Origin of the sequence: Anoxybacillus sp. EFIL (genome assembly GCF_013096955.1) — a bacterium.
GTDB classification, from domain to species: domain Bacteria; phylum Bacillota; class Bacilli; order Bacillales; family Anoxybacillaceae; genus Anoxybacillus; species Anoxybacillus ayderensis.
Map to the genome: position 1 here is coordinate 261,735 of NZ_SDLH01000001.1, position 20,386 is coordinate 282,120.

General features: G+C 42.7%; 15 protein-coding genes. 2 read left to right on the forward strand and 13 right to left on the reverse strand.

Annotated features, from left to right (window positions below):
• The first annotated feature begins 265 nt into the window (after positions 1 to 265).
• Positions 266 to 706, forward strand: coding sequence for a YkyB family protein (locus ES017_RS01350; RefSeq protein WP_021094478.1), 441 nt, complete (start codon positions 266 to 268; stop codon positions 704 to 706).
• A 58-nt stretch (positions 707 to 764) separates the two neighbouring features.
• On the opposite strand, the gene ES017_RS01355 is transcribed toward ES017_RS01350, so the two are convergent.
• From ES017_RS01355 to ES017_RS01410, 12 genes are all read right to left on the reverse strand, one after another.
• Positions 765 to 2,363 (reverse strand): putative bifunctional diguanylate cyclase/phosphodiesterase, encoded by a 1,599-nt coding sequence (locus tag ES017_RS01355; protein ID WP_021094479.1) that lies wholly within the window; start codon positions 2,361 to 2,363, stop codon positions 765 to 767.
• A gap of 92 nt (positions 2,364 to 2,455) precedes the next feature.
• On the reverse strand, positions 2,456 to 3,568 hold the full coding sequence (locus tag ES017_RS01360) for a Ger(x)C family spore germination protein (RefSeq protein ID WP_021094480.1): 1,113 nt from the start codon (positions 3,566 to 3,568) through the stop codon (positions 2,456 to 2,458).
• On the reverse strand, positions 3,565 to 4,665 hold the full coding sequence (locus tag ES017_RS01365) for a GerAB/ArcD/ProY family transporter (protein ID WP_171334623.1): 1,101 nt from the start codon (positions 4,663 to 4,665) through the stop codon (positions 3,565 to 3,567). The genes ES017_RS01360 and ES017_RS01365 overlap by 4 nt, the downstream gene beginning before the upstream one ends.
• Positions 4,662 to 6,128, reverse strand: a complete 1,467-nt coding sequence (locus tag ES017_RS01370) for a spore germination protein (protein ID WP_035063066.1) — start codon at positions 6,126 to 6,128, stop codon at positions 4,662 to 4,664. The genes ES017_RS01365 and ES017_RS01370 overlap by 4 nt, the downstream gene beginning before the upstream one ends.
• Before the next feature lie 78 nt (positions 6,129 to 6,206).
• Complete coding sequence (locus tag ES017_RS01375; protein WP_171334624.1) at positions 6,207 to 9,095, reverse strand: ATP-binding protein; 2,889 nt, start codon at positions 9,093 to 9,095, stop codon at positions 6,207 to 6,209.
• Positions 9,079 to 9,453, reverse strand: coding sequence for a response regulator transcription factor (locus ES017_RS01380; RefSeq protein ID WP_021094484.1), 375 nt, complete (start codon positions 9,451 to 9,453; stop codon positions 9,079 to 9,081). Before ES017_RS01380 ends, ES017_RS01375 begins: the two co-directional genes overlap by 17 nt.
• Positions 9,453 to 12,647 (reverse strand): hypothetical protein, encoded by a 3,195-nt coding sequence (locus tag ES017_RS01385; protein ID WP_171334625.1) that lies wholly within the window; start codon positions 12,645 to 12,647, stop codon positions 9,453 to 9,455. The genes ES017_RS01380 and ES017_RS01385 overlap by 1 nt, the downstream gene beginning before the upstream one ends.
• Complete coding sequence (locus tag ES017_RS01390; protein ID WP_171334626.1) at positions 12,644 to 14,029, reverse strand: glycosyltransferase family 2 protein; 1,386 nt, start codon at positions 14,027 to 14,029, stop codon at positions 12,644 to 12,646. The genes ES017_RS01385 and ES017_RS01390 overlap by 4 nt, the downstream gene beginning before the upstream one ends.
• Complete coding sequence (locus ES017_RS01395; protein ID WP_171334627.1) at positions 14,022 to 15,062, reverse strand: HEAT repeat domain-containing protein; 1,041 nt, start codon at positions 15,060 to 15,062, stop codon at positions 14,022 to 14,024. Before ES017_RS01395 ends, ES017_RS01390 begins: the two co-directional genes overlap by 8 nt.
• 2 nt (positions 15,063 to 15,064) lie before the next feature.
• The gene (locus ES017_RS01400) at positions 15,065 to 16,675 is read right to left on the reverse strand and encodes a diguanylate cyclase (protein WP_042533700.1); all 1,611 of its coding nucleotides are present in this window, start codon (positions 16,673 to 16,675) and stop codon (positions 15,065 to 15,067) included.
• A gap of 12 nt (positions 16,676 to 16,687) precedes the next feature.
• The gene (locus ES017_RS01405) at positions 16,688 to 17,593 is read right to left on the reverse strand and encodes a chemotaxis protein (protein WP_171334628.1); all 906 of its coding nucleotides are present in this window, start codon (positions 17,591 to 17,593) and stop codon (positions 16,688 to 16,690) included.
• Positions 17,594 to 17,664: 71 nt separating this feature from the next.
• Positions 17,665 to 18,303, reverse strand: a complete 639-nt coding sequence (locus tag ES017_RS01410; RefSeq protein ID WP_042533695.1) for a glycoside hydrolase domain-containing protein — start codon at positions 18,301 to 18,303, stop codon at positions 17,665 to 17,667.
• Between the two features lie 140 nt (positions 18,304 to 18,443).
• Here ES017_RS01410 and ES017_RS01415 point away from each other — a divergent pair, with 140 nt between their 5' ends.
• The gene (locus ES017_RS01415) at positions 18,444 to 19,028 is read left to right on the forward strand and encodes a TetR/AcrR family transcriptional regulator (RefSeq protein ID WP_244463781.1); all 585 of its coding nucleotides are present in this window, start codon (positions 18,444 to 18,446) and stop codon (positions 19,026 to 19,028) included.
• Here the strand turns inward: ES017_RS01415 and ES017_RS01420 are convergent.
• A complete protein-coding gene (locus ES017_RS01420; protein ID WP_171334629.1) occupies positions 19,025 to 20,281 on the reverse strand; it encodes an ATP-binding protein in 1,257 nt (418 codons plus the stop codon). The two genes, ES017_RS01415 and ES017_RS01420, sit on opposite strands and share 4 nt — an antisense overlap.
• Positions 20,282 to 20,386: the final 105 nt, after the last annotated feature.

Genomic DNA, 20,386 nt, shown 5'->3' on the forward strand with positions numbered 1-20,386 from the left:
CCAAAAACATAGACGATCGTGTATAATAAAAGTGTATAAAGGAAAAGCGAAAAGCGCCTGCTTATCGGCGAAGAGCGCACAAGCCCCACCGAGGAAAGCTCGAACCAAGCGGTCGCTCGGTTCTGCGTGGGTAACATCACTGAAGTGTCTCAATGTGTCGCCGCCGAAAGAAGGGGCGGAGCGATTCGAGCCGATGGCGCTTGGAGCTAGACAGCTCCCTAAATCTGAAATTTTATATTATCTTTCAAAAAGGAGTGGAATGCCAATGGAAACAGTCGAATGCACCGTGGAAAACTTATCGGTCGCTCTGTTTACGGTCAACCGTCATGCGAAAACAGCGTTAAATCCTTCTTACTTGTATTTGCTAAAGAAAAAAACGATTGAAAAAATGCTCGAAGAAGGAACAGCGAAAAAAGTTGGGCTTCATTTTTCCCGAAATCCGAAGTACAGCCAACAAAAGTCGGACGTGCTTGTGGCGATCGGTCAATATTACTTCCACATACCTCCAACAAAAGAAGACTTCAAGCATTTGCCTCATCTCGGTACGTTGGACGATTCTTATCGCAACCCTGTTGCTAAAATGCCGTTGTCTCAAGCGAAACGTTTACTTCAAGCATATACAGGCATCACACCAGAAGATGTGCAACCGAAGCCGAAACGTTACGACTGGTCACGTCCGCATCGGTTCGGGAAAACATTTCGGTAAGGACAAGCTTCGAGCTTCAACAATCATACTTTATTATATTACACAAAAGGGCGGCCTCTTAATGAGATCGCCCTTTTTTACTTTGGACTAATTGTTCAAACTGTTCAGCTGAGAGCGGTTTGCTGAAATAGTAGCCTTGGGCGCGGTCGCAACGTTCTCGTTTTAAAATCGCAAGTTGCTCTTCCGTTTCCACCCCTTCGGCAACGACTTTCATTTGTAAGCTGTGCGCCACTTCAATGACGGCGCGAACGATCGATAAGTCGTATGAATGTTTCACCATATCTTGCACAAACGAACGGTCAATTTTTATAATGTCGACCGGAAGCTTTTTTAAATAGTTCAACGAAGAATAGCCTGTCCCAAAATCGTCAACGGCAAGTTGAAGCCCTAAACTTTTTAACGATTGAAGTTGAGCGAGCACATAATCGATATGATGCATCGCCATACTTTCTGTAATTTCTAGTTTTAAGCAAAACGGATCTAAATCGTACGTGCGCAACACGTGTTCAATATGTTTCACTAAATCCGCTTGCAAAAATTGTTTAATCGAGACGTTAATGCCGATTTGCACATGTGGGAGCCCTTTTTTCCTCCACACTTTACTTTGTTCACATACTTGTCGCAACACCCAATCGCCAATCGCTTGAATTAAATTCGTTTCCTCCGCGATCGGAATAAACGTCGCCGGCGAAATCCAGCCGCGTTTCGGATGATGCCAACGCAACAGTGCTTCGACCGCCACAATATCGCCTGTTTGAATATCGACAATCGGTTGATAATGGAGCATAAATTCATTTTGCTTTAACGCTTTTCGAATGCTATGCTGAATGTACAATTTTTCTTCGTTCGTCTTTTTTAATTCGTTCGTATAAAAACAGTACGTATTTCCCCCGTTTTCTTTCGCAATTTCAAGCGCCAAGTCGGCAAACGACATGAGCGTCGTCCAATTGGTTGCATCATGAGGAAAGACGCTTACTCCAATGCTTGGCGTCACCGTCAACTCTTGATCGGTCAGTTGAAACGGGACGGAAAATAATTGCATCATTTCGCCAAGTAAACGATGCAATTCATTTCGGTCAATCGTATAAAAAGCGAGAAAAAATTGATCGCGATGTTGTCGTGCAACGATGCCGTTTTCATAGCGACGCAATCGCTCCGCTACTTGTTTTAACAATTCGTTTCCACGTTCATAGCCAATTAAATCGTTAATAAACTTAAATCGGTCTAAATTAAGCGACAATAACGTAAACGGTTCGTTTTGATTTATTCGCTCGCAAAGCATATGTTGAAACGAATCGTACGACAAGACGCCCGTTAATGTATCGGAATCGTCATCGTCTATCAAAAAGCACCCGGTCCAAATGAAATGCGATTGAAACGAATACACGTGCACATATGCATGACGATGATCGACGATCGCTTGTCCGCACCACATATTGTTTGTATGTAATGTAGAAATGGCTTCATGAGCACGGTCAACGAGTTGTTGCACGACGCCATAGCGACGTGATAGTTGTCTCATAAACGATTCGCCCATATACACAATTGTGCCATCTTCGTTCGTAACAAAAAAAATCGCACATTGATCAAACTTTTGCCCAACGGCCTCCCATTTCATCAATGGAGGGTGTTGGAATAAAAACTGCTGTTCATTCATGTTGTAATCCTCGCTTTTTGTATTGTCCCTCCTTCTTTTATTAAACCATATGGCACAACGATTGAAAATAATTTTTCATAAAGAAACAAAAATTAGTCAATTGTTCCTGTGCGTAAAATCGATACGTTCACATCGACATCGATACGCGCATCTTTGTATAATTGTAACCATTGTTTATCCGTCAACTGTAACTTGCGCACCGAGTGATCGTATATTTGTCCAAATCCGATCGGGTCTGTTTCATACCTTTTTAATTTCACCAATAACTGATCGATTTCTTTTTTCATTTGCTTTTCAATGGCTCGTTCAAGTATATGGACGTTATCTTTCATAATCGGTTTCGTTTTATCAGATATTTCTAAAATTTCTGTTTGCATGTTTACTGTGACGCGAAAATGGGGCGTTGGCTTTTGGCTAATGAGCTTGATTTTTCGTTTTGTTTTAATTTCATTAATGACTATATTTACTTTTTTCCCCTTTTTCTTTATTAACAACGGCGCGACATCTTCGCGCGACACGGTCATATTTTTTAGTCCGGTGTTATACTCTGAGGATAACATTTTAATGTAAAAACTTTCGTCGAGCCGCACTGTTCCAACAAACTTATCCCCACGAAAGAGCGCCACTTTTTCGATAATCGGTTTATCATCGCGTACTGATAAACAAGGTAACACAGCGTCTTTTCCAACGTCGTAATAACTATGAATGAACTCGTGCAACGTCGCGGCTAATAGCGATTCACTGCGCAAATTTTTTTCAATTAATCGATATAAATACGTGCCAATATCGGGCGTATCTTCATGTTTTTTACTTTTTATGACTTGTTTTGCGCTCGGCTCCCCAACAGCTAAATAAACGAGTGAGCCGATGTTCGCATCGCGTTGTAACGTATCGGTTAACCCAAAAATCCCGTCCTTCTCTGCTAATTCTTTTCCATATACAACGACGCGAATTTGTCCTGAACCTAAATCATGACTCGTTTGCGCCTCTAAATCTTGACGAAATCCTTTGCTCGTTTTATTTGTCGCTTCAATGACTTCGGACATCGATGAACCCATCTTCTTAAACGACAACATGACGGAGCCCCCTTCGTACATCTTCCCTTTTTTATCAAACCCCGCCGCTGTAATAATGCCTTGTCGTTCTAATACGCGCGGAGATACACAGCCGCTAAGCAACAACATGACAACGATAAACCATTTCATTTTGCGCTCCCCTTTGCCCATGTTTTCATGCGCACAAAAACATATAAGAAAAACGGATAGACGAAGCTCAACCAAAACCCATACCATCCGACTTGATCAATAAACTCGTTAATTGTCCCTCGCTTTTCAAACATCATCGCAACGAAGAAAGATAAACATGCGAAAATAAATAATCCGTATTTTTGCTTTATATGAAAAAGCGCTTTTCCCCCGCGCGTCATCGCCCACATAAACAGAAGTAAATTCGGCAAAATAACGAGTAACCAAAGCGGAATGACGATATATTCAAACCGTTCAATGAACGGAAACTTCACAATTGTAAACATCGATAACGACGCCCAAATGGTGACATCAAGTTGTTTCGGGCTAAAAAAGACAATGGCAATGACGGTCACTATGGCAACGAGAAACGTCGTCAATAACACGCCAAGTTGCGCATAGCGATGGACGCGCTCTTTTTCTTTTACAAACGGATAAATGATATATAACACTTCAAAGCCGAGCATCGTGTAAGACGTTTTTAATACGCCGTTCATCATTTGTTTTGGCGTCGCTTCCAGTATCGGAAGTAAATGAATCCACTCCGCATATTTCAGCGGTTGAAAAACGACAACGACGATCCAAATGGTCATAAAAAACGTTAAAAAACTAACGCCAGCCACGAGCCGAAACCCGCCGCCATATAGGGCATATACCGTTAAAAGCACTAACATAAGCGCGCCGCCCCAAAGCGGAAAATCGGGGTACATCCACGTTAACGCCATTTCCACGTAACCGAGTAAAATAGACGTATATGCCATTAAAAAATAAGCGACAATCGCTGCATTTACGATCCAACCGAGCACGCGTCCATACACGAACGTATGAAGCGAAAAAATGTTGTCATGTTCCGACAATTTTAACGTTTGGCAAATGACAAAAACGACGAGATGAATCCATAAACCGCTAATGAGGACGGCAATCCATGCATCTTGGCGCGCTTCAACGAAAATGACGCGCTGCACGCCGACGATGCCGAGCCCAATTTGCGCGGTATGAACGAGAAAAAAAACGAGATACGCATTCACGGATAGCCGTTCGTTTGGCGTTTTCATCATTCATCCAAATCCTTTCGTTTCATCGCTTCGCGCCATGAAAAACGGCGGGAGTTTTGCGGGCGGTTCGTTTTCGGACGTTCGTCATAAAACTTGATCGGCAGGCGAATGAGCGCATATTTCATATCGGTGAAACGAAACGGATATATTGGCGATAAATACGGACGACCAAGCGATGTCAGCTTCAATAAATGAATGAGCAATAGGCTGACGCCAATAAATATGCCAACGAGCCCCCAAAGCGCTGCGAGTAAAATGATTGGGAAGCGTAAAATGCGAATCGTTGCCCCCATTTCATAACTCGGCGCCGTAAACGAACCGAGCGCGCTTAATGCGACGATAATGATAAGGACGTTGCTCGTAAATCCAGCATCCACTGCCGCTTGTCCGAGGACGATACCGCCAACGATACCCATCGTTTGACCGACTTTTGTCGGCAAGCGCGCCCCTGCTTCACGCAATAGCTCGATCATAAATTCTAAAAATAACGCTTCGATGACAGGAGGAAATGGCACGCGCGAACGTGATTCGCCAATCGTTAACAATAAAGCGGACGGAATGACTTCGTAATGATATGTAATAACCGCAACATATAACGGTGATAAAAAAATGGACGCGAAAATGCCAAGCATGCGAATGGCGCGTAAGACAGTGCTCATCGTCCAGCGTAAATAAATGTCTTCCGTCGTTTCGAAAAAGCTGAAAAACGTCGTCGGACAAATGATGACGGTCGGGCTGCGATCAACAAAAATGCCGATGCGCCCTTTCATTAAGCTATACGCTAATCGGTCAGGAAGTTCCGTCAATAAATATTGCGGAAAAATCGTATACGCATGGTCGTCTAATAGTTGCGCTAAAACGGAGCTATCGATCACTTCATCAATACGCAATTCCGCTAACCGCTGCTTCACCGTTTGAACGTTTGTTTGATCGGCAATGTCTTCAATGTATACGACGCGCACATCGAGCGGGTTGCGCACCCCGATCGTCATTTTTTCAGTCACTAATTTTTGATCGGTAATATTTTGCCGCAAAATGCGAATATTTGTATCAATCGACTCGGTAAATGACATTTTCGGACCGAGAACGAGTGACTCCGTTTCTGCTTTTTCAAGCGACCGTTCGACTTTTTCTGCGATGTTGACGACGAGACCGCGCTTTTCTTTTTCAATATAAATGCCCGCCCAGCCGTCGCGTATATATGACGCCATTTCTTGTTCTGTTTCACATATACGAACTGCGCCAAGCGGCAAACAGCGCGCTAATTGCTCAATGGATATATGTTCTTGTTCATGAATAAAGGCAAGGACGTTTTGTTGAAGATGAGCGTGATTAATTAAATTGCTTAAAAAAAGGACGGATACCGCTTTTCCTTTACATTCGATGCGGCGGCACATGAAATCTGGCGAATGGGCAAGCTGTTTCACAACCTCGTCAACTCGATTTTTTTTCGAAAACCACATCATCTTGCCCCCTTTTTCTTCCGCTTCGTTTTTTACTAGTTTGCAATGACAAACGTTTTTTATACAAAAAAAGAGGAAACCTTAATTGGCTTCCTCGTTCAGCGGGACGAAAATTTCTCCTTGTCGCTCTTTATTTAACAACATTTGCAAAATCGTTTTTGATAGTTGGCTCGGTTGATACGGTTTCACTAAATAACTATTTGCGCCGAGCGCCATTCCTTTTTCCCGTTCTTCTAACGCCGAAGAAATGATAATAGGAATATGGGCGAGCTCTTCATTTTGCTTTAACGCTTTTAATACATCCCAACCAGACGTGTCATGTTCTTCTAACATAATGTCTAACACGACCGCATCCGGCTTTTCTTTTTGAATGAGCTCGATCGCTTCTTTCCCTTCTTTGACGAGTTTGACGCGAAATCCGCTATCTTTTAGTTCGGCTTCTAATAGCGCCGCTAAATTTTCATCATCTTCGACAATAATAACGTGCGCATGCGCTTGTTTTTCATCTGTTTCGCGTTCGTCGTCTCCCGTATTCGCCATAACGACAAGCGGCAATGAGACGGTAAACGTACTTCCTTTTTTCAATTCCGATGTGACGCTCACTTCCCCTTCATGCGCTTTAACAATTTCTTTTACGATCGCTAGTCCAAGCCCTGTTCCACCGATGCGGCGACGGTCGGAATTGTCGACGCGATAAAATTTCGTAAATAAGTTCGGGATCGCTTCTTCTGGAATGCCTAACCCTTCGTCTTGCACATCGACGCATAGTCGATTGCCTCGTTCGTATATGCGCACTGTAATATTGCCGCCTTCTGGTGAATATTTGATGGCGTTGCTAATTAAGTTTGTAAACACTTGGGCGAGCTTATCGCGATCGCCGAGCACCGTCGTTTTGTTTGTTTCTTTTTGTACATGAAACTGATGGATCGTTGTATTTACTTTTTGCGTTTCAATGACGCTTTCAATAATCGCAACGACATCTTCGTATTTTTTGTCGTACGTTTGTTTGCCAGACTCCATTCGCTGTACATCTAAAAAGTCGTTAATCAACGCCGTTAATCGTTTTGCTTCTTGGTAAATCGTCGTTAAATATTTTTTCTGCCGTTCTGGCTTCAACTCTTTCGTTAACATGAGCTCCGTAAAGCCGAGTACGCTCGATAACGGCGTGCGCAATTCGTGGCTGACGGTGCTCACAAACTCTGATTTCATTTGGTCGACTTCAAACTCTTTCGTAATGTCGCGATGAACAAATACCGTTCCTTGTCGCTCCCCATTGCGATATAACGGCTTGGCGTACACTTGAATGACTTTTCGTTTTTGCGGTAAATGGTACACAAACGGCTCACGTTCTTCATCGCCGTTAAAAATAATGGCGCGTAAATAATCGCATAGCTTTTCGCCAGCGTCTGATTGCTCAACTAAGTCGCGCACCCATCGTTCGTAGCTTGCTCCTTCAAGTTCAGCAATCGATTGTTTTTGCAGCAGTGCAACCATTTGTTTATTGACGATCATGCTGTTGCCATTCTGGTCAACGAAATGAATGCCTTCTTGCACCGTATTTAAAATATGTTGTACCGTTTCACGCGCTCGTTCTGACTGTTCGTATAGCGCAATTTTTTGTAGTGAAATCGATATTTGTTTCGTTAAACCGACATATTCTTGAATATCTTCATCAGAAAACGGTCCGCCAAAGCGACTAAATACTAAAATGGCTTGCACGTCATTTTCGTTTGACAAGACAGGCAAAAAGACGTCGTGCACGAACATCGTTTCTTCGTGATACCCTTTTTCAGAAGCTGCGACTTCTCGTTTTAACATAAACGGCTTTTTTTGCTCAAACAGTCGTTGATGCAAGCCGTTATAAATATATGTTAAAAATTGTTCAACCCCGTATTCCGACAATCCGAATGTGGCATGCGTTTTTTCGTCGTTCATTAAAACGATCATGCCGCGATCCGCTTCCATGACACGCGCCATATGCATTACAATGCTATTTAACACTTCTTGTTTATCAAGTGAGTTCGATAATCCGTTAATGAAATCGTTGCGCCGTTTTAATTGTTGTTCGCGCGCTTGCATCGTCTCCAACGCTTGTTCAAGCTCGGCTTGTTGAAACTCTAATTCATCTTGCTGCGCCATCAATTCTTCGTTGTGCGCCATTAAACTTTCTTCTTTTTCTTGAATGCTCGTTAACATTTTTTTAAAGGCGTTTGCCAATTTTCCAATTTCATCTTCGCGATTTTTCGCTCCACGGACGTCATAGACGACTTGTTCATCATTCGCAATTTTTTCAGCGACTTTCGCAAGCTCATTGAGCGGTTTGCCGATTTTTCGCATCATGATGCGCGCGATTGTAATTAAAATCGTCAAAATCGTAAAAATGAATAAAATAAACGCCGTTTGCGCGGTCGTTTGATCATTGCGCAACTGTTGAAATTCCCAGTCAAGCTGTTCATTTAATGTATTTTTGTACGTTTTCATTTGAAATTGGAATTGTTCAATTGACGCCGTTCCGCCGTTTTCGGATAAGCTTAATACTTTTTGTATATTGCCGTTTTCAAACGCTTCAATCGCTTGCGGAACGAGCGTACCGAAATAATAGTTAGCAAACTGGCGCGCCTTTAAAATATATTGCGTATCGTCTTTTGTCGTCGCAGCTAACTCTAACGCATCGAGCGCCGTTTGCACATTTTCTTGTTCGCGAAAAATGCTTAGTTTAAATTCTTTCCGATTAAATGCTAAATAACCGCGCGCATCAGAAAACGCTTGGTTAAACGCCCGTTCAATTTCTTGCGCATATTTCATCTTTGTTTCGATTTGTTCCTTTTTTTGTTCAAATGACGTCGTTAACGACGATTGATACGAAAAAAGGGATGCCGAGCCGATCACAAAGATGAATAAAAAGCTCGTGACAAGCGCAACAAATTGTCTTGCTAAGCTTTGCCGAAAATAGTTACGCATCTTCTCCATGTAAAATCGCCTCGATTCGTTGTACTAATTCAAGCGGGCTGTACGGTTTCGCCATAAAATAGTCAGCGCCAGCATCTAATACACGTTGTTGATCCGCCTGTTGACTTTTTGCTGATAGCATCATAATCTTTACATGTTTTTTATCGGGCATTTGGCGCACTTGTTGAATGACTTCTAAACCGGTATATATTGGCATCATATAATCAAGTAAAATTAAATCGTAGTCATTTTGTTTAATCAGCTCTAACGCTTCTTCCCCATCGCACGCTTCATCGATGTCGTGCCCTTCATCTTCTAACGTATCGACAACGAGCATACGCAACACTTCTTCATCTTCCGCTAATAAAATTTTCGCCATTATTTTCTCTCTCCTTCAACGTTCTTATATATTTGTTGCACGATCGTGTACGAACGTTTTAACCGTTCGTGATATGTCGGTTTCTCCCAACCGTCCCATGTGTACGTATAAAATTGTTTTGCATCTAAATGTTCAGGATATGAAAACCCTTTTTCATACACGCCGATGCGAATGCCGTCCATCGTTCGGCTGCTTGCTAATCCGCCTTGCCACATATCTCCCATCGCTTCGTGCATGCTCGGGTCTTTCATATTTAAAAGCGCCCATGGGATGCGAATTTCATACCCGTCTTTTTGTTTGCTGACGCTTACGTCTGTTAAAGAATTGTATGCTTCATCGTTCGGATTTGCGGTACCAAACGTCATAACACCTGTTTCATAAAAATCGAACGGATACGTTTTTCCTTTAATTTGTAATTTTTTATTTAATGTCAAACGAATCGGATGATATACGCCGTTATTTTTTTTGTTCGCATACGGCAAACGGTCAATCATATTTAAGACGTGTCCGTAATGATAATAAAATGAATCGTAATAACTATCAACCCATAATCGCCCTTCTTTTTCACCGCGCAAATGGAGAACGAAATCGACGCCTTCTGTTCGTACGTTCGGCACATCGAGAACGGTCGATTGCCCTTGATCTCGGATCGTGTCAAACAATATATATACGTCTTTGTCTTGCTTAACGGTTGTGTCGTAACGAATGTAAACGTACCGTTCATCGCTCGTCATATAGAGCGCGCGCCCGTCTTGTTGAAAGGCAGGAGCGATTTGTTGGAATGCCCAATCTTCTTTTCGCCCATCGACTTTGATCATCATCGTTTCATTTTCTGCTGGATCAAAGCTGAGTAAGCCGAATTGTTGTTCGTTCGTTTGCGCGTTGGACCAAAACGGACGGCGGTCCGGGTTGTCGTAATCCATCGTGTTCCACGTTCGTTTAAACCATTCATCTTGCCATGTGAAAATAAAGCCGCCTGCCATGCGTTCATGAACGATGTCTTCAAACAATTTTTTGTTGATTACACCTTGTTCTTGTTCGGAATGAAATCCTTGGTTCATTCCGTATACGTTGCGATGCGTCATGCCGCGCGATGACGGGACGCCAAATTCAGCGACGACAATCGGCATGCGATGCACGCGTTTCATATCGTGTAAGTAGCCTGCATAGTTGTTTTTCTCGCCACGATGGTCGATATAATTCACATATTTCGGCTCATAGTTTAAAAAGTCCGGATAATATGGATAAATGTGATACGACGCAAATAAGCCGCTATGCATTTTATTTGTCGAATATATGACGTTCGGGTTTACCGATACGAAATCTTCTTTTTCTAGCGGTTCGCTCGGATGTGTTAACAAATCGGTCGTCACCCAGTTTGTGAAACTGACCGGACGTTGCCAGCCGTACGTTTCCGTTTCGTACGCAATCGCTTCATCCATTATGCGCGCAAGCCAAATTTCAAACGGCGACGCACCTTTTGTGTACACATACGTCCCTTTGTAATCTAGTAAACGTGCATGTTTCATATTTGTCGCATGAACGACAGTCGGTTCCCACTCGACCCCGAAAATCCAGCCGAGCACATACGGTGAAATGTCATATCGATATATGCCGCTCGCATGCCCTGGGCGAGGTGGGATCGTTGCCCGCCCGTGAACGATATCGATCGTTCGTTTCATTTCCGCAACAAATTCATCCGTATTTTCTTTTGCAAATGCATCGTTTGTGCGCAAAAACGTTTCTTCATTCACCCATACCCCGTGAAATAAATATAAAGGCTGCTCGGCGATTTCGTTATATTCGTAAAACGCCTCATAAAACGCAGGCGGGTGAATCGTATACACACGAACGGCATTCGCATGCATTGCCCCAATTTGTTTAAACCAACGGAAATATTCTTCTTTCGTAATCGCCGTTTCACCCGGGAAATGACCCGGTTTTGCGATTCCCATATTGACCCCTTTTAACAACACATTTTTCCATTTCCCGTTTTTATAAATTTGTATATATTGCTCTCCGACGCGTCCAGCGAGCTGAATACCGTCTTCTGTTTTCGCAATCGTTCGTTCGACCGTACGCTTTTCGTCATGATGCACAGATTGAAAAATCGTTTTCATCATCGGAACATATGCTTTCCAATAAAACGATGCGGTGCTATTCGGGTCATGACGCACTGTCCATTTGCGCCATACGTCGATGCCGACCGTTTGATATATGCCCGGCACATCCGGTTGATCCGCATAATCACCACAAAAGTAATACGCCTCATACCGCGCATTTCGATGGTGAACGATGGCTGGAAACGTCATCGGCAGCCCGAGCGCTTGCAATTTTTCTTTTCCACGTTCCGATAACGACAGCGTATATGTCGCTAACACTTCCTCGACATGTATAGGCTTGACGATATCAAACCAATACGAATACGGAATAGAGCCGTCGATCCCAAGCTTTTTTTCTCCTTTTTTCGTCGGAGTAAAAAGCACCCCTCGTTTTCCTATTTCTTTTTTATCTAAAATGACGAGCCGATCGTGTTCATCAACAAGCACATAACCCGGACCGGTAAATGCATATCGTTCATTATATTGTTTTTCGTAATTTTCTTTTACCCAAACAGGCACTTCGTCATTTTCAAGCTTCGGGAAATAGCGGCCAATCCAGCCCGTCCATTCGACGTTTAATAAAGCATAAAATTTGTTGCGAACAGACGGATCGGTCGGGCTTGCGAACGAATTAAACTCGGCGATGAGCGTTTTGTTTCCTTCAAACATCGCCTCGTGCAACCGATCGACTTCTTGTTCTGTCAGACCACCGTACACTTTTTTAGAGCGCTTCCCTTTCTTCTTTTCTATCGTCAAATCATTTTCATATACACCGTACGTGTCGGCCACATAAATAACATCGTACGATTGTAACGATGTCGGCCATGGACGCTCTTTTTTTGTCGTTGGGATAAACCCAACGTAATCTTTTTTTAACTCATAGCGCGCTCCGTTTGGCTTCACGTACTTTTGTTGGTTTAATAGCCAAACGAGCCCTTCATGTTCACGATACGTATCATCTGGAACCGTTTTATTGACAATCAACACGTGTAACGTGGTGGATGGCTTCATTTTCCATAGCCAATACGGTGAAGAAATGATCAGAAAAATAAAGACGACATATAAAACGAGCCAACGTTGTTTGTTCATCATTTCGACACACCTTTTCTTTTCATTTCTCCCCATCCTTTTCTTTTTAACAGCGCATCAACAATTCCCTCACAGCGCCATAACACCGTCAACGGACGATACCATAACGTTTCAGTAAATGAATAAAAAAAGAGGCGTACAACGTCTGAAACATTCGAAAATTTCCGCACCGTCCATTCTTCTAGCAATATGGCAGCCATTGAAAAAAGTGAACCGTACAAAACGGAAACGAGGAATAGTAAAATCGCAAATTCAATATATATGTCGCCTAATATGAGCGAAACGATAATGAGGATATAACCAAGCAGCTCAACGACAGGACCTAAAAATTCAATGAGTAAAAAATATGGCATCGACACGAGCCCGATGGAGCCGTAACGCGGGTTAAACCACATGCGCCGATGAAGCCAAAGGCTTTCAAACAATCCGCGATGCCAGCGCCGCCGCTGTTTACGCAAATCGGTCATCGATTCTGGCGCTTCCGTCCAACAAACCGGATCAGGCACGTACACAATTTTTTTATTTGTGTTCGTTTCTTTAATGAGACGATGAAGTCGGACGACAAGTTCCATATCTTCTCCAACTGTATGCGCATATCCGCCGGCACGAATGACCCATTGTTTTGAAAAAACACCGAAAGCCCCTGAAACAATTAATAATAAATTATGACGGCTTAATCCGATACGTCCCATTAAAAAGGCGCGCAAATATTCAATGACTTGCATAATGACGAGCGGTTGACGGGAAAGTCCAATGCGCACCACTTCCCCTTTTTCAATGTCGCAACCGTTAGCGATGCGCACGCTTCCGCCAGAGGCGATCACGTCTTCGTCTGAGTCCACAATCGGCTTCATCACTTTTAAAAAGGCGCGACGTTCAATGACCGAGTCGCCATCAATAGAACAAACGTATGGATACGTTGAAAAATTAATGCCCGCATTTAATGCATCTGCTTTTCCACCGTTTTCTTTATCGATGACAAATAAATGAGAGAACTTGCGGGAACGATACACGGCACGCACCCGTTTCGTTTTTAGTTGTTCACGAATGACGCGCTTCATCGGAATAAGATCGAAATCCCGCTTCAACCGCGCAAGCGTATCGTCTGTTGAACCGTCGTTAATGACGACAATTTCATACTCTGGGTATTCGATGCTAAGTAACGAGCGAACGGTTGCAAAAATGCCAGCTTCTTCATTGTAGGCAGGCACTAAAATCGAAACAGGTTTCGTATAACTCACATCGAGCATTTCTTCATACGGCTCCCATTCGTCTAATTCGTACATACGGCGCAATTGAATAAGCGAAACAACGAGTAAAAACGTATAAAATAAAATGATTGCAATCATAAAGAAAAAGACGAGCATCGTTGCAAGTTTAATCATTTTCTCGCCCTCTTTCTAACCATTCGAGCGCCATATCGCGCGCATAACGGTCATCTGATGTTTGAGCGATTTGTTCAAGAATCGCCAAGCCGTTTGGCATACGCAACAACGCTTCGGCCGCTTGCGAGCGCACGGAGAAAACCCGATCTTTGACAAGCTCTTTCATCGTCTCAACGAGCTCATATTGACGTGTACGCGCACATAGCCGAAGCGCCATGAGCCGCTCTGGCCAAACAGGTGAATGTAAATGAATGAGAAGTTGCTCGGAATCAAGCGGAAATGCAATTTCCGCTAACGCTTTTAATGCGCGAATGCGATATTCGCTTTGCTCATGTTGAAGCAATGTACGCAAAAATGAAACGTGCGCAAACTTTTGCATAATGCCAATCATATCAATTAACGCATATTGTATTTTTTCATTCCAATCAAAAAAATGGTCAACCATTTTCGCAAACATACGATCGTCCATGCGCGATAAAATGAGGCGATAATCAAATTGCGTAAACGATTCATCCGTTTGTTTCATATATTCATATACGTGTGGATGCTGAAAAAGCGCAAACATTTTTAACAGTTGGCGCTTTTCCATCGTCGTAAGCTGTTTTTGTTCGTACATCGCTTCTAACTCATGGACGAGCGAGCGAAGATAAAAATCTTCAATAAAAAAGAGGGCGTTCATTCTTCTTCCGAGCCGACGATGAACAAGTTGCGCTCGTAAATAATCGACAAAATACATCTCTGCTAGCGCTGTTGCCCTCTCTTTTACGTCCCCATTGGCAAGCACGCGCATAAAATGATCGAGTAGCTCCATCATCGCCACATGTTGCGCAGATGATGACGGAGCAGGGACTTGTTCGTCACCGTAGGCTAAATAGCGAAATAACACCGGTTCATACAACTGTTTATACGTTTCCACTTCTCGCTTCCATTTGCCGTCTTTTCTTTTTCGGACAACTAAATAAAGAAAAATCGCAAGTAAAACAGCGAATAAAGTGATGACGATGACCGTAAACAAAACAAGTTGATTAGACACAACTAATTCATCCTTTTTAACATATGGCGTATTCTTGCTTCAAGCTCAAGCAGCTTGAACGGTTTTGTCATATAGTCATCTGCACCGAGCTCAAGCGCGCGAGCAATATCGTTTTCGCTTTTTCTTGCTGTTAACATAATGACTTTATATCTTGATGAATCTTTTTGGCTTCGCAACTGCTGCAACACTTCAAGCCCATCCATTTTTGGCATGACTCCGTCTAAAATGACGAGGCATGGTTCTGTTCCGCGATGCCAATCGGACGCTATAAACTGCTCGCCGTCTTTAAACGCCCGCAAATCGAGCGTCACTTTTTCTTTCGTAAACATTTTTTGCACGACGTCTGTCACAATGGCGCGCACAATCGCATCATCATCGACAATCGCGACTTTCATAGTTCGGCGATACGATGCTTCTTGTTGTTTCGCAAGCACGACGCAATTTCTTCCTGTATTTTTCGCTTCATATAGGGCAGAATCAGCCAACTCAATCCAATGACCAATCGGTTTCGTTGGATCAAGCACTTCAACGATCCCTGTCGAAAACGTGCATGAAAACGTCGTTTCATCACATTGAAACGTCATCTGTTCAAACTGTTCGCGCAGACGATCGAACACAAGAAACGCTTCTGTTGCTTCTGTCGCCGGCAATAACACGACAAATTCTTCTCCACCGAAACGAATGACAACATCGCGTGCGCGGACGTTCGTTTTTAAAAATTGCGCAAATTGTTTTAAAACGACGTCGCCCATTAAATGTCCGTATTGGTCGTTGACTCGTTTAAAATGGTCAATATCGAGCACCGCTAAACAAAACGGTTCGTGCGTGCGATGCCAGTCGCTTTTTAATTGTTCATATGCTTGTTTTAAATATTTCCGGTTGTAGACGTGCGTCAATTCATCTAAAAGAAGCAGTTCGTCAATTAGTTGCTTTCTTTGGAGCTGACGACGAATGCGCACGATAAATTCATCGATCGCAAACGGTTTTGGAATAAAATCGTCCGCGCCCATTTCGTAACTTTTCATGCGCGTTTCTTTTCGATCATCAATGCTCACCATAATCATCGGGACGAATTGTTGTTTTAATTTTTGTTTTAAAAACGTTAATACTTCAAACCCTGTTTTCGTTTCCATATGAATATCGATGACGACACAATCCGGACGAACGTCGTAAAACGAAGCGACCGCTTTGATCGGATCGGCAATGGCGACAACGTACCATCCGCTTTGTTCGAGATGCTCTTTCACATACATTAAAAACGATGGATCATCATCAATAAGTAAAACGGTCGGTTCGTCTCCCTTTTTCGTTCCTTGTTCCCCTTGTGTCACTTCGCCAATTTGTTGTTCATAACAAAGTTGAAAAAGCGAGGCGAGCCGCTCTTTCACATCTGTCGCTTTCCACGTTTTTTCTTCATCTTCGCCCCATTGCTCCATTAACTGACGCGCATAATTTCCGATATCGGTCATTCCGATCATCGCGGCTGTACCAGCAATGGAATGAAGCAGACGATATACGTCTTGATGAGCAATTTCATCTACCGTTTCCCATTCTTCTAACCGTTTGCGAATATTTTTTAAAAAATGTTGGCGATATTTTTCATAACGGTCCATAGCAATCCCCTACTACAAAATGTGTTGATCAATCATTTGCACAAGTTCGGCAATTTCCGGTTTACTTACTTGTGCCGTCGCTCCAACGCGCTCCCCTTTATGACGAAGGTCATCTGTAATTAAAGAAGAGAAAATGATGACAGGTAAATGTTTTAATGTTTCATCTTCGCGAATGCGTTTCGTTAAATGATGGCCGTCCATTTGCGGCATTTCAATATCGGTAATAACGAGCTGCACTTCGCTTTCAACTGGCTTTCCTTTTTCAACGATCGATTGTAAATAGTTTAACGCATCTTCGCCGTTTTCAAAAAACTCGACATATACGTATCCGGCTTCTGCGAGTGTGTCGTGAAGGAGCTTACGTAACAACGGTGAGTCTTCCGCAACGATCAGCTTTTTATTCGACCGCTCACGTTTGCCAAGTTTTTTCACACGCTCGACGTGAATGCCTGATTGCGGGTTAATATCGACGACGATTTTTTCAAAGTCAAGCAATAAAATCATATTTCCGTTTAATTTTATAACACCAATAATTTGGCTTTCCAATCCTTGATACATTTGCGACGGTTTTTCAATTTGCTTCCATGATATGCGATGAATTTGTGTAACGTTATGGACGTGAAACACAACTTTTTGTTGATTAAACTCCGCAACAATATATTTATCTTGCGCTGGGTTATTTGACGGTCCAAAGCCGAGCGCTTTCGCTAAATCAATAAGCGGAAGTACCTCACCGCGCAATTCAATAATGCCTTCGATGTATGGATGCGCATGCGGCACTTTTGTCGGCGTGATCGGATGAATAATTTCTTTTACTTTAATGACGTTAATCGCAAATCGGTTTTCACCAATTAAAAATTCGACAATTTCTAGTTCATTCGTCCCACTTTCTAATAAAATTCCGTTTTTATTTTCCATAAAACAGCCTCCATTACGACAACATTTACCTTCATTTTATCATACTTCTTTAATAGGCATAGAAAAAATTTTTAATATAAATAGTCGCTTATTTTTCGGTTTGCCACGTTCGTATCGATCGCACAACGGTCGGCATCGCGCCCATATTGCCACATCCAAACGTTCGCGCGACAATTCGGCACGTTCGGTCGATACGTCGGCGCTTTGGTCGCTGGCGTCGTCCCTGGGCGCGGGTATGAGCTCCATATAATCGTTTGTTGGGCGATGCGTTCATCGTTTTTCACCGCTTCACAATAAGCTTCACCAAACGCCCCTTTCGTCGGATTGGCGTATATTCCTGGGCGATATCCGCTCGGATAAAACGTATCAACCCATGCTTGAATCCATGCGTCATCTACTTGAAATTCATCTTCAATGTTCGCAAAAATGACTTTATTTTTCGGGATGCCTAATCTGCGCGCGTGAAAAATCGCATTGCGCGCCGCCGTTCTCCCTTTTTCGTATTGTGTCGCCTCACGAAACGCATTGTAAATCGGCGCGATTTTTATGCCGCGCCCACGAATAAACGCGATTTCTTCTTTCGTCAACCCATCCGATACGTTCGGCACCGTCGTCACATATCTTCCCCAAAATTGCGGAAAACCGTATTCTTTTCTTACACACGCAAGCAACGGTTCCGTCACCTTTGCCGCTGAATCGACACCCCACATGTCCATTCCTCCTTTTCATGTTTCTTTCCATATATATGCGAATGATACATGTCTAAACAAAACTTTCATCTTTTAAAATATTACTTTATTCCTAGGTAAAAATCACTATAATAAAAGTAGACGATGATAATGGGGGACTCATGATGAAAAGAGAGAGACAAAAAAAGCAAACGAGAATATTGCTCCAACAAACCGCCCTTCAATTATTTCAAAAACAAGGGTATGAGCAAACGACCGTTTTACAAATTACAAATGAAGCGGGTGTCGCGAAAGGAACGTTTTTTAATTATTTTCGCACGAAAGAAGAAGTGTTACAAAGCGTGTTTTCCACGCATGTAGAACGCATATGTAAAAGGGTGCAAGAAAGCGAGGAACGAATGTGGCATAAGCAAATCGAGCAGTTGTTTTATGAATTAACAACGATGCACGAAAAACTCGGAAAAGAAGTGACGAAATCCATGGTACATATTTATACGGGAAAACAACAAGAGACGCTTCCGTTCACTCCTTTTATTCATATGTTGACGAACATATTTGAAGAAGGGAAACGATGCGGAGACATTCGAACGAAACGATCTTCCGAAACGCTTTCGTTAATCGCTCTTCAACTATATTTTGGGGCATTAAAACTATGGATGTTTTCTCACTTATCTGAACCGCTGTCGACTTTTACGATCGATACGATCACGATGTTTATCGACTATATGAAAAAAGAAGGGGACTAATCCCCTTCATATAGCGGTAATGTAATCGTAACGGTCGTTCCTTCATTTAGTCGGCTTTCGTACGCCATCGTTCCTCCCATTTGGCGAATGAGCCGAGAGGCGATCATGCTTCCAAGCCCGGTTCCTTTCGATTTTGTCGTATAGTACGGCAAGCCGATATTTTTCAGCTCATCTTCAGTCATTCCTTTTCCTGTATCGCGAATCGTGATAATGACTTCCTTTTCTTTTTCATCGACCGTTTTATGAACCGTCACCGCCCCACCGTATTCAATCGCTTCAATCCCGTTTTTCATCACGTTTAAGAGCGCTTGTTTTAAATAATGCGCATCGCCATACACGTCGCTTTTACCTTCTGTGTAGAGATGTAGCGACACGTTCGTCATCGTACCGAGCGGACTTAATAAATGGACAGAGGTATGTAAAATGTCATCGATGTTCACTTTTTGCAGTTGAAAGGATGCTGGTTTAGCGAGCGTTAAATATTCTGTAATAATGTCATTCGTTCGGTCTAATTCTTCTAAAATGATCGGGGCAAACTTTTTTACGTTTTCATCGGTCGTATCTTTGCTTAAAAATTGGACGAAGCCCCGCACCGTCGTGAGCGGATTGCGAATTTCATGGGCAAATGAAGCCGCCATTTCGCTGACCGTCGCTAGTTTATCGAGGTAAATCATATCGTCAAACTGCTCGTTAAATTGAATGAGTCGCTCGATGACGTAAATAAGCGCTAAAAACATGGCGATAAAAAAGGAGAAGTAAACGACATAAAATCGCCAAGGAAGCGGCGGAACGGCGTATATAATCGTTGCGATATATAAAATGAGATAAATGAAAACGATCATAAGCCCATATAACATTTTTCTTTTGACGTTAAAAAAAGACGAGCGAAACAATATGCCGACAACGTATGCAAATACAGAAACGGTCGCTCCTGCATAAGCGAACGGACCGCCAATGATGAACCGTGCGATAACAACGGTGAACGTACATAACAGCCCAGCCGTTTTTCCGATATATAATGTCGTCACTAAAATGACGATCATGCGAAAGTCGAAGTTCGTTTTCGCTAACGGCTGAATTGGATACATCATACATAACAAAGCCGTAAACGATGCAGCAACGCCGTACATCATTTTTTGTTTCCAAGTGAGCACCATTTTTCGACGAAATGGAAAAAATAAATTTGCATTAAAAACGAGTGAAAATAAAATAGTAATATTGACAACGAGCGGTTTAATCACAGCGCTAAACATGTGATGCCTCCTGATCATTGTTCCTTTTGTATTGTAGCACACTCGCTAACGGACATAAATGTGTTCGTATTTTCAGAAAAAACAAAAACATTGACATCTTTATGA

What these genes read in the sequence shown, in the direction of transcription:
- ES017_RS01350 (WP_021094478.1), top strand. Translation starts at nt 266, where the DNA reads ATGGAAACAGTCGAATGCACCGTGGAAAACTTATCGGTCGCTCTGTTT.
- ES017_RS01355 (WP_021094479.1), bottom strand. Translation starts at nt 2,363, where the DNA reads ATGAATGAACAGCAGTTTTTATTCCAACACCCTCCATTGATGAAATGG.
- ES017_RS01360 (WP_021094480.1), bottom strand. Translation starts at nt 3,568, where the DNA reads ATGAAATGGTTTATCGTTGTCATGTTGTTGCTTAGCGGCTGTGTATCT.
- ES017_RS01365 (WP_171334623.1), bottom strand. Translation starts at nt 4,665, where the DNA reads ATGATGAAAACGCCAAACGAACGGCTATCCGTGAATGCGTATCTCGTT.
- ES017_RS01370 (WP_035063066.1), bottom strand. Translation starts at nt 6,128, where the DNA reads ATGATGTGGTTTTCGAAAAAAAATCGAGTTGACGAGGTTGTGAAACAG.
- ES017_RS01375 (WP_171334624.1), bottom strand. Translation starts at nt 9,095, where the DNA reads ATGGAGAAGATGCGTAACTATTTTCGGCAAAGCTTAGCAAGACAATTT.
- ES017_RS01380 (WP_021094484.1), bottom strand. Translation starts at nt 9,453, where the DNA reads ATGGCGAAAATTTTATTAGCGGAAGATGAAGAAGTGTTGCGTATGCTC.
- ES017_RS01385 (WP_171334625.1), bottom strand. Translation starts at nt 12,647, where the DNA reads ATGATGAACAAACAACGTTGGCTCGTTTTATATGTCGTCTTTATTTTT.
- ES017_RS01390 (WP_171334626.1), bottom strand. Translation starts at nt 14,029, where the DNA reads ATGATTAAACTTGCAACGATGCTCGTCTTTTTCTTTATGATTGCAATC.
- ES017_RS01400 (WP_042533700.1), bottom strand. Translation starts at nt 16,675, where the DNA reads ATGGACCGTTATGAAAAATATCGCCAACATTTTTTAAAAAATATTCGC.
- ES017_RS01405 (WP_171334628.1), bottom strand. Translation starts at nt 17,593, where the DNA reads ATGGAAAATAAAAACGGAATTTTATTAGAAAGTGGGACGAATGAACTA.
- ES017_RS01410 (WP_042533695.1), bottom strand. Translation starts at nt 18,303, where the DNA reads ATGTGGGGTGTCGATTCAGCGGCAAAGGTGACGGAACCGTTGCTTGCG.
- ES017_RS01415 (WP_244463781.1), top strand. Translation starts at nt 18,444, where the DNA reads ATGATGAAAAGAGAGAGACAAAAAAAGCAAACGAGAATATTGCTCCAA.
- ES017_RS01420 (WP_171334629.1), bottom strand. Translation starts at nt 20,281, where the DNA reads ATGTTTAGCGCTGTGATTAAACCGCTCGTTGTCAATATTACTATTTTA.